24 protein-coding genes are annotated in these 13815 nt (G+C 53.5%); all 24 read left to right on the top strand.

Features of this window, described 5'->3' with window-relative positions:
* Positions 1-28 precede the first annotated feature (28 nt).
* On the top strand, positions 29-499 hold the full coding sequence (gene rpsG, locus V8G57_RS07955; RefSeq protein WP_061538666.1) for a 30S ribosomal protein S7: 471 nt from the start codon (positions 29-31) through the stop codon (positions 497-499).
* Positions 500-624: 125 nt separating this feature from the next.
* Complete coding sequence (gene fusA / locus V8G57_RS07950; protein WP_092402163.1) at positions 625-2730, top strand: elongation factor G; 2106 nt, start codon at positions 625-627, stop codon at positions 2728-2730.
* 94 nt (positions 2731-2824) lie between these two features.
* Positions 2825-4018 (top strand): elongation factor Tu, encoded by a 1194-nt coding sequence (tuf, locus tag V8G57_RS07945; protein WP_342828898.1) that lies wholly within the window; start codon positions 2825-2827, stop codon positions 4016-4018.
* A 104-nt stretch (positions 4019-4122) separates the two neighbouring features.
* On the top strand, positions 4123-4440 hold the full coding sequence (gene rpsJ, locus V8G57_RS07940; RefSeq protein ID WP_014004392.1) for a 30S ribosomal protein S10: 318 nt from the start codon (positions 4123-4125) through the stop codon (positions 4438-4440).
* Between the two features lie 265 nt (positions 4441-4705).
* Positions 4706-5362, top strand: a complete 657-nt coding sequence (gene rplC / locus V8G57_RS07935) for a 50S ribosomal protein L3 (protein WP_092394412.1) — start codon at positions 4706-4708, stop codon at positions 5360-5362.
* A gap of 3 nt (positions 5363-5365) precedes the next feature.
* The gene (gene rplD / locus V8G57_RS07930) at positions 5366-5986 is read left to right on the top strand and encodes a 50S ribosomal protein L4 (protein ID WP_092394415.1); all 621 of its coding nucleotides are present in this window, start codon (positions 5366-5368) and stop codon (positions 5984-5986) included.
* Positions 5983-6300, top strand: coding sequence for a 50S ribosomal protein L23 (gene rplW / locus V8G57_RS07925; RefSeq protein ID WP_144740218.1), 318 nt, complete (start codon positions 5983-5985; stop codon positions 6298-6300). The genes rplD and rplW overlap by 4 nt, the downstream gene beginning before the upstream one ends.
* Positions 6300-7127 (top strand): 50S ribosomal protein L2, encoded by an 828-nt coding sequence (gene rplB, locus V8G57_RS07920; protein WP_014004396.1) that lies wholly within the window; start codon positions 6300-6302, stop codon positions 7125-7127. Before rplW ends, rplB begins: the two co-directional genes overlap by 1 nt.
* A 10-nt stretch (positions 7128-7137) precedes the next feature.
* Positions 7138-7413, top strand: coding sequence for a 30S ribosomal protein S19 (rpsS, locus tag V8G57_RS07915; RefSeq protein WP_014004397.1), 276 nt, complete (start codon positions 7138-7140; stop codon positions 7411-7413).
* A gap of 6 nt (positions 7414-7419) precedes the next feature.
* On the top strand, positions 7420-7752 hold the full coding sequence (gene rplV, locus V8G57_RS07910; RefSeq protein WP_014004398.1) for a 50S ribosomal protein L22: 333 nt from the start codon (positions 7420-7422) through the stop codon (positions 7750-7752).
* A gap of 9 nt (positions 7753-7761) precedes the next feature.
* Complete coding sequence (gene rpsC / locus V8G57_RS07905) at positions 7762-8607, top strand: 30S ribosomal protein S3 (RefSeq protein WP_144740215.1); 846 nt, start codon at positions 7762-7764, stop codon at positions 8605-8607.
* A 2-nt stretch (positions 8608-8609) separates the two neighbouring features.
* The gene (rplP, locus tag V8G57_RS07900; RefSeq protein WP_092356322.1) at positions 8610-9029 is read left to right on the top strand and encodes a 50S ribosomal protein L16; all 420 of its coding nucleotides are present in this window, start codon (positions 8610-8612) and stop codon (positions 9027-9029) included.
* Between the two features lie 12 nt (positions 9030-9041).
* Positions 9042-9233 carry a 50S ribosomal protein L29 gene (gene rpmC / locus V8G57_RS07895; RefSeq protein ID WP_014004401.1) on the top strand — a complete coding sequence of 64 codons (192 nt, stop codon included), beginning with the start codon at positions 9042-9044 and terminating at the stop codon, positions 9231-9233.
* Positions 9233-9505 carry a 30S ribosomal protein S17 gene (gene rpsQ, locus V8G57_RS07890; RefSeq protein WP_014004402.1) on the top strand — a complete coding sequence of 91 codons (273 nt, stop codon included), beginning with the start codon at positions 9233-9235 and terminating at the stop codon, positions 9503-9505. The genes rpmC and rpsQ overlap by 1 nt, the downstream gene beginning before the upstream one ends.
* Positions 9506-9721: 216 nt before the next feature.
* Positions 9722-10090, top strand: a complete 369-nt coding sequence (gene rplN, locus V8G57_RS07885) for a 50S ribosomal protein L14 (RefSeq protein ID WP_014004403.1) — start codon at positions 9722-9724, stop codon at positions 10088-10090.
* 9 nt (positions 10091-10099) lie between these two features.
* Complete coding sequence (gene rplX / locus V8G57_RS07880) at positions 10100-10414, top strand: 50S ribosomal protein L24 (protein ID WP_061538669.1); 315 nt, start codon at positions 10100-10102, stop codon at positions 10412-10414.
* 6 nt (positions 10415-10420) lie between these two features.
* Positions 10421-10960 (top strand): 50S ribosomal protein L5, encoded by a 540-nt coding sequence (gene rplE, locus V8G57_RS07875; protein ID WP_061538670.1) that lies wholly within the window; start codon positions 10421-10423, stop codon positions 10958-10960.
* 7 nt (positions 10961-10967) lie between these two features.
* Positions 10968-11273, top strand: a complete 306-nt coding sequence (gene rpsN / locus V8G57_RS07870) for a 30S ribosomal protein S14 (RefSeq protein ID WP_014004406.1) — start codon at positions 10968-10970, stop codon at positions 11271-11273.
* Positions 11274-11287: 14 nt separating this feature from the next.
* Positions 11288-11683 carry a 30S ribosomal protein S8 gene (rpsH, locus tag V8G57_RS07865; RefSeq protein ID WP_014004407.1) on the top strand — a complete coding sequence of 132 codons (396 nt, stop codon included), beginning with the start codon at positions 11288-11290 and terminating at the stop codon, positions 11681-11683.
* A 10-nt stretch (positions 11684-11693) separates the two neighbouring features.
* Positions 11694-12227, top strand: a complete 534-nt coding sequence (rplF, locus tag V8G57_RS07860; RefSeq protein WP_041741097.1) for a 50S ribosomal protein L6 — start codon at positions 11694-11696, stop codon at positions 12225-12227.
* Positions 12228-12239: 12 nt separating this feature from the next.
* Positions 12240-12602, top strand: a complete 363-nt coding sequence (gene rplR, locus V8G57_RS07855; protein ID WP_041741098.1) for a 50S ribosomal protein L18 — start codon at positions 12240-12242, stop codon at positions 12600-12602.
* 12 nt (positions 12603-12614) lie between these two features.
* Positions 12615-13133 carry a 30S ribosomal protein S5 gene (gene rpsE / locus V8G57_RS07850; RefSeq protein WP_014004410.1) on the top strand — a complete coding sequence of 173 codons (519 nt, stop codon included), beginning with the start codon at positions 12615-12617 and terminating at the stop codon, positions 13131-13133.
* A 10-nt stretch (positions 13134-13143) separates the two neighbouring features.
* Complete coding sequence (gene rpmD / locus V8G57_RS07845) at positions 13144-13323, top strand: 50S ribosomal protein L30 (protein WP_038494775.1); 180 nt, start codon at positions 13144-13146, stop codon at positions 13321-13323.
* Positions 13324-13349: 26 nt separating this feature from the next.
* Positions 13350-13781 (top strand): 50S ribosomal protein L15, encoded by a 432-nt coding sequence (rplO, locus tag V8G57_RS07840; RefSeq protein WP_092394424.1) that lies wholly within the window; start codon positions 13350-13352, stop codon positions 13779-13781.
* Positions 13782-13815 lie beyond the last annotated feature (34 nt).

Here is a 13815-nt window from a genome sequence, read left to right as displayed (position 1 = left end):
GCTCAACTGAAGATTGAAAGGAATCGAAATGCCACGTCGTCGTGAAGTTCCCAAGCGGGAGATTCTGCCGGATCCGAAATTCGGCAATGTTGATGTTGCGAAGTTCGTCAACGTCCTGATGTTGTCCGGTAAGAAATCGGTCGCAGAAAACATCATTTACGGTGCCTTCGAGCACATTCAAACCAAATCCGGCAAAGATCCGCTGGAAGTGTTTGCACTTGCCATCGGCAACTGCAAGCCGCTGGTTGAAGTCAAGTCGCGTCGCGTTGGTGGTGCAAACTACCAGGTGCCAGTTGAAGTCCGTCCTGTCCGTCGTATGGCGTTGTCGATGCGCTGGTTGCGTGAAGCAGCCAACAAGCGCAGCGAAAAATCGATGCCGCAACGCCTGGGCGGCGAATTGCTGGAAGCCGCAGAAGGCCGCGGCGGCGCAATGAAAAAGCGTGACGAAGTTCACCGTATGGCAGAAGCGAACAAGGCGTTCTCGCACTTCCGCTTCTAATAGACTGGACAGCCGCCTCCCTGAATCGAGACGTCTGTCCGCATCTGAAATTTGTTCGAGCCGAGCGCATATTTTTATTAAAAATGGCGCTCGGTTTCGTGCATTAAAAGACTTAGGAATAAATCATGGCTCGCAAGACCCCCATTGAGCGCTATCGCAATATCGGTATCTCCGCTCACATCGATGCAGGTAAAACCACGACTACAGAACGCGTTCTGTTTTATACCGGTGTGAATCACAAAATCGGTGAAGTGCATGATGGCGCCGCCACCATGGACTGGATGGAACAAGAGCAAGAGCGCGGCATCACCATCACTTCCGCTGCCACGACCTGCTTCTGGAAGGGTATGGCGGGTAATTTCGCTGAGCACCACATCAACATCATCGACACCCCGGGCCACGTTGACTTCACGATTGAAGTTGAGCGCTCGATGCGTGTTCTGGATGGCGCCTGCATGGTTTACTGTGCGGTCGGCGGCGTGCAGCCGCAATCGGAAACAGTTTGGCGTCAAGCCAACAAGTACAAGGTTCCACGCCTGGCGTTCGTCAACAAGATGGACCGTACCGGCGCGAACTTCTTCAAGGTTTTCGAGCAGATGCGTGCTCGCCTGAAGGCTAACCCTGTGCCAATGCAAGTGCCTATCGGCGCTGAAGACAAGTTTGAAGGCGTGATCGACCTGGTCAAGATGAAGGCTATCTACTGGGACGACGCTAGCCAAGGCATGAAGTTCGACTACCGCGACATTCCTGCCGAACTGGCTGCGGACGCTGCCAAATGGCGTGAAAACATGGTTGAAGCCGCTGCCGAAGCATCGGAAGAGCTGATGAACAAGTACCTGGAAGAAGGCGACCTGACCGAAGCCGAAATCAAGGCTGCGATTCGTCAACGTACCCTGGCCAGCGAAATCGTGCCAATGATGTGCGGCACCGCGTTCAAGAACAAGGGCGTGCAAGCCATGCTGGACGGCGTCGTCGACTACCTGCCGTCGCCAGTGGATGTGCCGCCGGTCCCAGGCCTGGATGAAGATGATGCGCCGATCTCGCGTAAAGCGGAAGACGACGAAAAGTTTTCCGGCCTGGCGTTCAAGATCGCAACCGATCCGTTCGTTGGTCAGATCTGCTTCATGCGCTGCTATTCGGGCACCCTGAATTCGGGCGACACCGTGTTGAACTCGATCAAGGGCAAGAAAGAGCGTATCGGCCGTATCGTGCAGATGCACGCGAACCAGCGCGAAGAAATCAAGGAAATCCTGGCTGGCGACATCGCGGCGCTGATCGGGATGAAGGATACGACTACCGGCGACACACTGTGCGACGCCAATGCATTCATCATTCTGGAACGCATGGTATTCCCTGAGCCGGTGATTTCGCAGGCAGTCGAGCCTAAGACCAAGCAAGACCAGGAAAAAATGGGCTTGGCTCTGAATCGTCTGGCTGCTGAAGATCCATCGTTCCGCGTGCGTACTGACGAAGAATCGGGTCAAACCATCATCGCCGGTATGGGCGAGCTGCATCTGGATATTATCGTCGACCGCATGAAGCGCGAATTTGGCGTTGAAGCGACCGTCGGCAAGCCACAGGTTGCATATCGCGAAACCATCCGCAAGACTTGCGAAGAAATCGAAGGCAAGTTCGTCAAGCAATCGGGTGGTCGTGGTCAATACGGTCACGTGGTTCTGAAGATCGAGCCGCAAGAACCAGGCAAGGGCTTTGAGTTCGTCGACGCGATCAAGGGCGGTACCGTTCCACGCGAATACATCCCTGCAGTTGAAAAGGGTGTGCGCGAAACACTGAACACCGGCGTATTGGCCGGCTACCCAGTGGTTGATGTCAAGGTAACCCTGTTCTTCGGTTCTTACCATGATGTCGACTCGAACGAAAATGCGTTCCGCATGGCCGCTTCGATGGCGTTCAAGGATGGCTGCCGTAAAGCCAGCCCGGTTATTCTGGAGCCGATGATGGCTGTTGAAGTTGAAACTCCGGAAGACTACGCCGGTACCGTGATGGGCGACCTGTCGTCGCGTCGCGGCATGGTTCAAGGCATGGATGAAATCGCCGGCGGTGGCGGCAAGATCATCAAGGCCGAAGTGCCTCTGTCGGAAATGTTCGGTTACTCGACTTCGCTGCGTTCGGCTACCCAAGGCCGCGCAACTTACTCGATGGAATTCAAGCATTACTCCGAAGCGCCTAAGAACGTTATCGACGCAATCGTAACTTCCAAGGCCAAGTAATCAGGTAAGCAACCCTTGCCCGCCACGAGCGGGCAAGGGTTGAAATGTTTCACTCATTGTTTAACGACATCGTTCTTTTTGAAGGAAGAATAAAATGGCAAAAGGTAAATTCGAGCGGACCAAGCCGCACGTCAACGTTGGCACTATCGGCCACGTCGACCACGGCAAGACCACGCTGACAGCAGCGATCGCGACAGTATTGTCGAAGAAGTTTGGCGGCGAAGCCAAAGCATACGATCAGATTGACGCGGCGCCAGAAGAAAAAGCGCGCGGCATCACGATCAACACAGCGCACGTTGAATACGAAACTGCCAACCGCCACTACGCCCACGTTGACTGCCCAGGCCATGCTGACTATGTGAAGAACATGATCACCGGCGCGGCACAGATGGACGGTGCGATCCTGGTTTGCTCGGCAGCTGACGGCCCGATGCCACAGACCCGTGAGCACATCCTGTTGTCGCGTCAAGTTGGCGTGCCATACATCATCGTGTTCCTGAACAAGGCTGACATGGTCGACGACGAAGAGTTGCTCGAGCTGGTCGAAATGGAAGTGCGCGAACTGCTGACCAAGTACGAATTCCCAGGCGACGACCTGCCAATCATCAAGGGTTCGGCGAAACTGGCGCTGGAAGGCGACACTGGTCCTCTGGGCGAGCAAGCGATCATGGCTCTGGCAGAAGCGCTGGACACCTACATCCCGACACCGGAACGTGCTGTTGACGGTACATTCCTGCTGCCAGTGGAAGACGTGTTCTCGATCTCGGGCCGCGGTACTGTTGTGACTGGCCGTGTTGAGCGCGGTATTGTGAAAGTTGGCGAAGAGCTGGAAATCATCGGCATCCGCGACACACAAAAGACGACATGTACTGGCGTTGAAATGTTCCGCAAGCTGCTGGACCAAGGTCAAGCGGGCGACAACGTTGGCGTTCTGCTGCGCGGCACCAAGCGTGAAGACGTAGAGCGGGGCCAAGTGCTGGCCAAGCCAGGTTCGATCAAGCCGCACAAGCATTTCACAGGCGAGATCTATGTTCTGTCGAAAGACGAAGGCGGCCGTCATACACCGTTCTTCAACAACTATCGTCCACAGTTCTACTTCCGTACAACGGACGTGACTGGTTCGATCGAGTTGCCAAAGGACAAAGAAATGGTGATGCCTGGCGATAACGTGTCGATCACAGTAATGCTGATCAACCCGATCGCGATGGAAGAAGGCCTGCGTTTCGCGATCCGCGAAGGTGGCCGTACCGTTGGTGCAGGTGTTGTCGCCAAGATCCTGGCTGACTAATAGTAGTTGTAGTGCAACAAGCAAGCCGCCTCGGCGGTTTGCTGTCAACGTAACAATATGCCGTGGGTGGCGTTCATCCACGGTTCGTTCTTTAAAGGAAAATCATGTCCGCTGCTAACCAAAAAATCCGTATCCGCCTGAAGGCGTTCGACTACAAGCTGATCGACCAGTCCGCACAGGAAATCGTTGATACAGCCAAGCGTACCGGTGCAGTTGTCAAAGGCCCGGTGCCTCTGCCGACACGTATCCAGCGTTTTGACGTCCTGCGTTCGCCGCACGTCAACAAGACATCGCGCGACCAGTTCGAAATCCGCACCCACCAACGCCTGATGGACATCGTTGACCCAACCGACAAGACTGTCGATGCGTTGATGAAGCTGGACCTGCCAGCCGGCGTGGATGTAGAAATCAAGCTGCAGTAAACCACAACAATTGCGGGACAGAGTTTAGGAGCCACCGCAGCGTGGCGAATTACTCTGTCCCCGACTGTTCAGTAGGTGTTGTAAATAAGGTGTGACCGGTTAAAGTTTGACATACCACGACAAAGATGGTCTTGCAAATAAAAATTTACCCGGTTATACTGATCGGCTTCGGTGCAATTGCGGCGGCTTTCGTCTAGCAATTGCACTCATTTTAGTAGTACAAACATCAGCCCCGCCCAATCGTAGGCGGGAATGGAGAAAAACAATGAGCCTAGGCCTTGTTGGTCGCAAGGTTGGTATGATGCGCATCTTCACGGAAGATGGGGATTCGATCCCTGTAACCGTGCTGGACGTGTCGAACAACCGCGTGACCCAAATCAAAACGCCTGAAACAGACGGTTATACCGCTGTTCAAGTTGCATTCGGTCAGCGTCGCGCTTCACGCGTGACTAAAGCTGCTGCTGGTCACTACGCCAAAGCTGGCGTCGAGGCTGGTACCATCCTCAGAGAATTCCGCATTGATTCAACCAAGGCTTCCGAGCTGAAGGCCGGCGAAGTTATCGCTGCCAGCCTGTTCGAAGTCGGTCAAAAGGTTGACGTTCAAGGTGTCTCGATCGGTAAGGGTTACGCTGGTACCATCAAGCGTCACAACTTTGCATCCGGTCGTGCCAGCCACGGTAACTCCCGTTCGCATAATGTCCCAGGTTCCATCGGTATGGCGCAGGATCCAGGTCGCGTTTTCCCTGGTAAGCGCATGACCGGTCACATGGGTGACGTTACTGTAACCACGCAAAACCTCGAAATCGCACGTGTTGACGCTGAGCGCCAACTGCTGCTGGTCAAGGGCGCGGTTCCAGGTGCTAAGAACGGCCAAGTTGTGGTTAGCCCTGCGATCAAAATCAAAGCTAAGAAGGGAGCCTAATTCATGGAACTCAAGCTCCTGAATGACCAAGGTCAAGCTGCTTCGAACGTTGCTGCTCCGGATACCATTTTCGGCCGCGACTACAACGAAGCTCTGATTCACCAGGTCGTAGTTGCTTACCAAGCTAACGCTCGCAGCGGTAACCGTAAGCAAAAAGACCGTGAAGAAGTTCATCACACGACTAAAAAGCCATGGCGCCAAAAGGGCACTGGCCGCGCTCGTGCCGGTATGTCGTCTTCGCCACTGTGGCGCGGCGGTGGTCGGATTTTCCCGAACTCGCCTGACGAAAACTTCACGCACAAAGTAAACAAGAAGATGTATCGCGCAGGTCTCTGCTCGATTCTGTCGCAGTTGGCACGCGAAGGTCGTCTGTCGGTCGTCGAGAACTTCTCGGTTGAAGCGCCAAAGACCAAATTGCTGTCGCAAAAGCTGAAGACCATGGGTCTGGATTCCGTGTTGGTGATCACCGACAACCTGGAAGAAAACCTGTTGTTGGCGTCGCGTAACCTGCCAGGCTTCCTGGTATGTGAGCCACGTCACGCTGACCCAGTATCGCTTGTGTTCTACAAGAAGATCCTGATCACCAAGCAAGCTTTGGCTAAGATTGAGGAGATGCTGGCATGAACGCAGTAGTTAAACATAGCGAAGAGCGCTTGATGAAAGTGCTGCTGGCGCCGGTCATTTCCGAAAAGGCAACGATGGTTGCGGAGAAAAACGAGCAAGTCGTTTTCCGTATCGCACCAGACGCTACCAAGCTGGAAGTCAAGGCTGCTGTCGAACTGCTCTTCAAAGTTCAGGTTGAGTCGGTGCAGGTTGCCAATCGCCAGGGTAAGCAAAAGCGTAGCGGCAAGACCATGGGTCGCCGCAACCACACCCGTCGCGCATTCGTATGCTTGAAGCCGGGTCAAGAGATCAACTTCACCGAGGAGGCTAAATAATGGCACTCGTTAAAGTTAAACCAACCTCGCCGGGCCGCCGTGGCATGGTCAAGGTCGTTAATCCCGACCTGTACAAAGGCCGTCCATTTGCTGCCCTGATCGAGAAGAAGTCGAAAACAGCTGGTCGTAACAACAACGGTCATATCACTACTCGCCACATCGGCGGTGGTCATAAGCAACATTACCGTCTGATCGACTTCAAGCGCACCAAGGATGGCATTCCAGCGAAAGTGGAACGTATCGAATACGATCCAAACCGCACTGCGAATATCGCCCTGTTGTGCTACGCCGACGGCGAGCGTCACTACATCATCGCCACCAAGGGCATGGCTGTAGGCGACCAGGTAATGAGCGGCTCGGAAGCGCCGATCAAATCCGGCAACTGCCTGCCAATCCGTAACATTCCGGTTGGTACGATTCTGCATTGCGTCGAAATGCTGCCAGGTAAGGGTGCCCAGATGGCCCGTACCGCCGGCGCCGGCGTTGTGCTGATGGCTCGTGAAGGTACTTACGCCCAGATTCGTCTGCGTTCCGGTGAAGTTCGCCGTGTTCACATCGAATGCCGCGCAACCGTAGGCGAAGTCGGCAATGCCGAACACAGCCTGCGCAAGATCGGTAAAGCGGGTGCGATGCGTTGGCGTGGTGTTCGTCCTACCGTTCGCGGTGTGGTCATGAACCCGGTTGACCATCCTCACGGTGGTGGTGAAGGCAAGACCGCAGCTGGTCGTCATCCAGTTTCGCCATGGGGCCAACAGACCAAGGGTAAGAAGACACGCAGCAACAAGCGTACTACTTCCATGATCGTCTCGCGCCGTGGCAAGAAATAAGGGGTAACACATGACACGTTCATTGAAAAAAGGGCCGTTCTGCGACGCCCATCTGGTGAAAAAAGTTGAAACTGCGCAAGCAGTCAAAGACAAAAAGCCAATCAAGACTTGGTCCCGTCGCTCGACCATCATGCCGGATTTTATCGGTCTGACGATTGCTGTGCATAACGGCAAGCAACACGTCCCGGTATACGTATCCGAGAACATGGTTGGTCACAAGCTCGGCGAATTCGCGCTGACCCGTACGTTCAAGGGTCATGCTGCTGATAAGAAGGCTAAGAAATAAGGTCCGATGATGGAAACTAAAGCTACCCTCCGCGGTGTGCGCCTTTCGGCTCAAAAGGGCCGTCTGGTCGCCGACCTGATTCGCGGCAAAAAAATTGATCAAGCACTTAACATCCTGGCCTTCAGCCCGAAAAAAGGTGCAGCTATCATCAAGCGTGTTCTGGAATCCGCAATTGCGAATGCCGAACACAATGACGGTGCTGATATCGACGAGCTGAAAGTCACGACGATATATGTGGAAAAAGGTTCGGTCCTCAAGCGCTTCACAGCGCGTGCAAAAGGCCGTGGCGATCGTATCTCGAAGCAATCCTGTCACATTTACGTGACTGTCGGAAACTAAGGAGTCACGATGGGACAGAAGATTCATCCAACCGGTTTTCGCCTTGCGGTTACACGTAACTGGGGATCCCGCTGGTATGCAGGCAACAGCAATTTTGCCCAAATGCTCGGCGAAGATCTGAAAGTACGCGCTTTCCTCAAGAAAAAACTGAAGAACGCATCGGTCGGCCGCGTTGTTATCGAGCGTCCTGCAAAGAACGCACGCATCACGATTTACAGCTCGCGTCCTGGTGTTGTTATTGGCAAAAAAGGCGAAGACATCGAAGTACTGAAGTCGGCGCTGACCAAGCTGATGGGTGTGCCGGTTCACGTTAATATCGAAGAAATTCGTAAACCTGAAATCGACGCACAGCTGATCGCTGATTCGATCGCGCAGCAGCTCGAAAAACGCATCATGTTCCGCCGCGCGATGAAACGTGCGATGCAGAACGCAATGCGTCTGGGCGCGCAAGGGATCAAGATCATGTCGTCCGGCCGTCTGAACGGTATCGAAATCGCACGTACCGAATGGTACCGCGAAGGTCGCGTACCACTTCACACGCTGCGCGCCGACATCGACTACGGTTTCGGCGAAGCTGAAACCACGTACGGCATTATCGGCATCAAAGTCTGGGTTTACAAGGGCGATCGTCTGGCTAACGGCGAAGCGCCGGTAATCGACGTACCTAACGACGACGACAAGAAACGCCGTGGTCCACGTCGTGATGATGGCAAACCAGCTGGTCGTCCACGTGCTAAAACTACAACGGCAGGTCCAGGAGCGCCAGCTGCGCGTCCAGCCCGTGCCAAGAAGCCGGATGGCGCTGCTGAAGGTGTTGCTGCTGTTGCTGCGCCGGCTGAGAAAGCAGGAGAATAATCATGCTGCAACCAGCACGCAGAAAATATCGTAAAGAGCAAAAGGGCCGCAACAAAGGCATTTCGCATTCGCGCGGCACTGCCGTGTCGTTCGGCGAATTTGGCTTGAAGGCGATCGGCCGCGGTCGTATCACCGCGCGCCAGATTGAGGCAGCTCGTCGCGCAATGACCCGTCATATCAAACGGGGTGGTCGTATCTGGATCCGCATTTTCCCGGATAAGCCAATTTCGCAAAAGCCTGCTGAAGTCCGGATGGGTAACGGTAAGGGTAATCCCGAGTACTACGTGGCTGAAATCCAGCCAGGTAAAGTGCTGTACGAGATGGATGGCGTCGACGAAGCTCTGGCGCGTGAGGCATTCCGTTTGGCTGCAGCTAAATTGCCGCTTTTGACCACGTTCGTCGTGCGTCAAGTTGGCCAATAATTGGAGTGAATCATGAAAGCATCTGAACTCCGCGACAAAGATCAAGCGGCCTTGACGAAAGAGCTGAACGAGTTGCTGAAGGCGCAGTTTAGCCTTCGCATGCAAATCGCTACTCAGCAATTGAGCAATACGTCGCAATTGAAGAAAGTTCGTCGCGATATAGCACGGGTCAAGACCGTCATCAATTCGAAGGGCGCCCTGTAATGAACGATCAAGTGAAACAAGCGCTCAAGCGCACGCTGGTTGGTAAAGTTGTGTCCGATAAAATGGACAAGACTGTTACCGTCCTGATCGAACGCCACGTCAAGCATCCTCTGTATGGCAAAATCATCGTGCGTACTAACAAGTACCATGCACATGACGAAACCAACCAGGCCAAGGAAGGCGACGTAGTCGAGATCCAAGAAGGACGTCCAATCTCCAAGACTAAAGCTTGGAGCGTGACACGTGTGGTACAAGTGGCACAAGTCCTGTAAGTATTTGTTGCGAGCCAAGCATTTTGATGTAATAATGCTTGGCTTCGCTCCTGTTGGCTTCCAATAAGAGCGAAATAAACACCCTGCAGTATCTAGCAAGAAGTTTTGGAAGTCGTCCACCTAAGCAGTGCGCTCAGCAGAGTTGCCCTGACAGGACCAAGACTGACCGTAAATCCGCATCGTGCGGCAGCGAGTTAAGTTGGGAAAGAAAATATTATGATTCAAACGGAAAGCCGGCTCGAAGTAGCCGACAACACTGGTGCACGCGAAGTTATGTGTATCAAAGTTCTGGGTGGTTCCAAGCGTCGCTATGCCAGCATTGGTGATGTGATCAAGGTTACCGTCAAAGTGGCAGCGCCACGTGGTCGCGTCAAAAAAGGCGAGATCTATAACGCCGTTGTCGTGCGGACCGCTAAAGGTGTTCGCCGTCAAGATGGTTCGTTGGTCAAGTTCGATGGCAATGCAGCAGTGCTGCTGAACGCGAAGCTTGAGCCAATTGGTACGCGTATTTTTGGACCAGTCACTCGTGAACTGCGCACTGAGCGCTTCATGAAGATTGTGTCGCTCGCGCCTGAAGTGCTGTAAGGAGTCGAGATGGATAAGATTCGGAAAAGCGACGAAGTAATCGTCCTGACTGGTAAAGACAAGGGCAAGCGCGGTGTTGTTAAGCAACGCGTTGATGCTAACCATGTTGTCGTAGAAGGCATCAACGTTGCTAAAAAAGCAACCAAGCCGAACCCGATGACTGGTGTAACTGGTGGCATCATTGACAAGTTGATGCCAATTCACGTGTCAAATGTGGCGTTGTTCAACGCTGCAACTGGCAAGGCAGATCGCGTTGGTTTTAAAGATGTGGATGGCAAGAAAGTCCGCGTTTTCAAGTCCAGTGGCGAAGTTGTTAAGGTTTAAGAGATCATGGCCCGTCTCCAAGAATTCTATAAAGAAAAAGTCGTTACCGACCTGACAGCGAAATACGCTTACAAGTCCGTGATGGAAGTGCCGCGCATCCTGAAGATCACCCTGAACATGGGTCTGTCGGAAGCGATTGCGGACAAGAAGATCATTGAACACGCTGTTGGCGATTTGACCAAGATTGCAGGTCAGAAGCCAGTCGTGACCAAGGCACGGAAAGCTATCGCGGGTTTCAAGATCCGTGAAGGCTATCCAATCGGTTGCATGGTTACATTGCGTGGCGCTCAGATGTACGAGTTCCTGGATCGCCTGATCACTGTCGCGCTGCCGCGCGTTCGTGACTTCCGTGGCGTTTCCGGTCGCGCATTTGACGGTCGTGGTAACTACAATATCGGTGTGAAAGAGCAGATCATTTTCCCCGAAATTGAGTACGACAAGATTGATGTGTTGCGTGGTATGAATATCAGTATCACGACGACTGCAAAGACCGACGACGAAGCAAAATCGCTTCTCGCCGCATTTAAATTTCCGTTCAGAAACTGAGGTTGCCATGGCAAAACTGGCACTGATTAACCGTGAACAAAAGCGCGCTGACCTGGTAAAGAAATACGCCGGCAAGCGTGCCGAGTTGAAGGCAATCATTGATGACCAATCGAAATCGGAAGAAGAGCGCTACGAAGCTCGCTTGAAATTGCAAGCGCTGCCACGTAACTCGGCTCCGACACGTCAACGTAATCGTTGCTCCCTGACTGGTCGTCCACGTGGCACTTTCCGCAAGTTCGGTCTGGGCCGTATTAAGCTCCGTGAAATCGCCATGCGTGGCGAAATTCCGGGTATGACTAAAGCAAGCTGGTAATAGGAGAATATGCAATGAGTATGAGCGATCCTATCGCCGATATGCTGACCCGTATCCGCAATGCGCAAGTAGTTCACAAGACAACCGTGGCAATGCCATCGTCGAAGGTCAAGATTGCGATTGCCAACGTCCTCAAGGACGAGGGTTACATTGAAGATTTCGCTGTCGCAGAAGAAGGCGGCAAAGCGGAACTCAAAATCGGTTTGAAGTATTACGCCGGCCGTCCTGTTATCGAACGTCTTGATCGTGTGTCCCGTCCAGGGCTGCGGATCTACAAGGGCAAAGATGACATCCCTAACGTGATGAACGGCTTAGGTGTGGCAATTATTTCGACACCTGCTGGTGTCATGACGGACCGCAAAGCGCGCGCAACCGGTGTCGGTGGCGAAGTTATTTGCTACGTCGCCTAAGGAGTGCAACATGTCTCGTGTAGGTAAAATGCCGATTGCACTGCCAACTGGCGCGGAAGCGACCATTACAGCAGCGCAGATCACAGTTAAGGGCCCATTGGGCTCACTTTCCCAGGCTTTGAATGGCCTGGTAAAAATCGAAAACAACAACGGCACGCTGAATTTCGCTGCCGCTGACGACAGCCGCGAAGCCAATGCGATGTCAGGCACCCTGCGTGCTCTGGTCAACAACATGGTCAATGGCGTAACCAAGGGTTTCGAAAAGAAGCTGAACCTGGTTGGCGTGGGTTTTCGTGCGCAAGCACAAGGTGACAAGTTGAATCTGTCGCTCGGTTTTTCGCATCCGGTGGTTCACCAAATGCCGCAAGGCGTGACCGTGGCAACTCCGACGCAAACCGAGATCCTGATCAAGGGTATCGACAAGCAACGTGTTGGTCAGGTTGCTGCAGAAGTTCGTGCTTACCGCGAACCTGAGCCGTATAAGGGCAAGGGCGTTCGTTACTCGGACGAAGTGGTAATCCTTAAAGAAACCAAGAAGAAGTAATAGGGGTTGACGATGGATAAGAAACAATCACGTCTGCGCCGCTCACGCCAAACGCGTGCCAAGATCGCAGAGTTAAAGGTGAACCGCCTGGCAGTGCATCGCACCAACTTGCACATTTACGCCAGCATCATCGGCCCTGACGCTAAAGTGCTGGCTTCGGCCTCCACACTGGAAGCTGAAGTACGTGCAGAACTGGCCGGCAAGTCCGGTGCAGGCGGCAATACGGCAGCTGCATCTCTGGTTGGCAAGCGCGTTGCCGAGAAGGCACTGAAAGCAGGAGTTACCGAAGTTGCGTTTGATCGCTCCGGTTTCCGTTACCACGGCCGCGTCAAGGTGCTGGCAGATGCCGCCCGTGAAGCCGGTCTGAAGTTCTAAGGAAGAATCGTCATGGCAAAAATGCAATCGAAAATGCAAAGCGATAAGCCGGATGATGGCATGCGCGAAAAAATGATCGCGGTCAACCGTGTGACCAAAGTGGTCAAGGGTGGTCGTATCATGGGTTTCGCAGCATTGGCTGTTGTTGGTGATGGCGATGGCCGTATCGGCATGGGCAAGGGCAAATCCAAGGAAGTGCCGGTTGCAGTGCAGAAGGCTATGGAAGAAGCCCGTCGCAAGATGATCAAGGTAACGCTGAAGAACGGTACATTGCAGCACGCAATCTCCGGCAAGCACGGCGCCTCATCGGTGCTGATGCTGCCAGCAAAAGACGGTACTGGCGTCATCGCCGGCGGTCCAATGCGCGCAATCTTCGAAGTACTGGGTGTGACGAACGTTGTGGCCAAGTCCACTGGTTCGACCAATCCTTACAACATGGTTCGTGCTACTTTGAACGGCTTGTCAAAGATGAACACGCCATCGGAAATTGCTGCCAAGCGCGGCAAGTCCGTTGAAGAAATTCTGGGCTAAGGTGATCAAAATGACAAAGACTGTAAAAGTACAATTGATCAAGGGTTTGATCGGCACGCGCGAAACTCATCGCGCGACAGTTCGCGGCCTGGGCCTGCGTCGTGTCAATTCGGTTTCCGAATTGCAAGACACCCCAGCTGTGCGCGGCATGATCAATAAAGTGTCCTATCTTGTGAAAGTGGTGTCGTAAGCTTAGGCTTGCGAACGGAGCAAATTATGGAATTGAATACTATTCAACCTGCAGATGGCGCCAAGCATTACAAGCGTCGCGTTGGTCGTGGTATCGGCTCGGGCCTGGGTAAGACAGCCGGCCGCGGTCACAAGGGTCAAAAATCGCGTTCGGGCGGTTTCCACAAGGTCGGCTTTGAAGGCGGTCAGATGCCTCTGCAACGTCGTTTGCCAAAACGCGGCTTCAAGTCGATGGCAACGCCGTACAAGGCTGAAGTTCGTTTGTCGGACCTGGAAAACCTGCCGGTAACTGAAATCGATATCCTGGTGTTGAAGCAAGCTGGCGTGATCGGTGAGCTGGCACGCGTGGTACGCGTCATCCTGTCGGGCGAAGTCACCAAGAAGGTAACGCTCAAAGGCTTGATCGCTACCAAGGGTGCAAAAGCTGCGATTGAAGCGGCGGGCGGATCGGTTGCTTAATTTGTCGTTCTAACTCGTAGCAATGGAGCAATAA

The sequence above is a fragment of the Collimonas rhizosphaerae genome (genome assembly GCF_038896935.1).
GTDB classification, from domain to species: domain Bacteria; phylum Pseudomonadota; class Gammaproteobacteria; order Burkholderiales; family Burkholderiaceae_D; genus Collimonas; species Collimonas rhizosphaerae.
The sequence above is the reverse complement of the archived record's forward strand: the minus strand, read 5'-3'. Positions and strand labels throughout refer to the sequence as shown.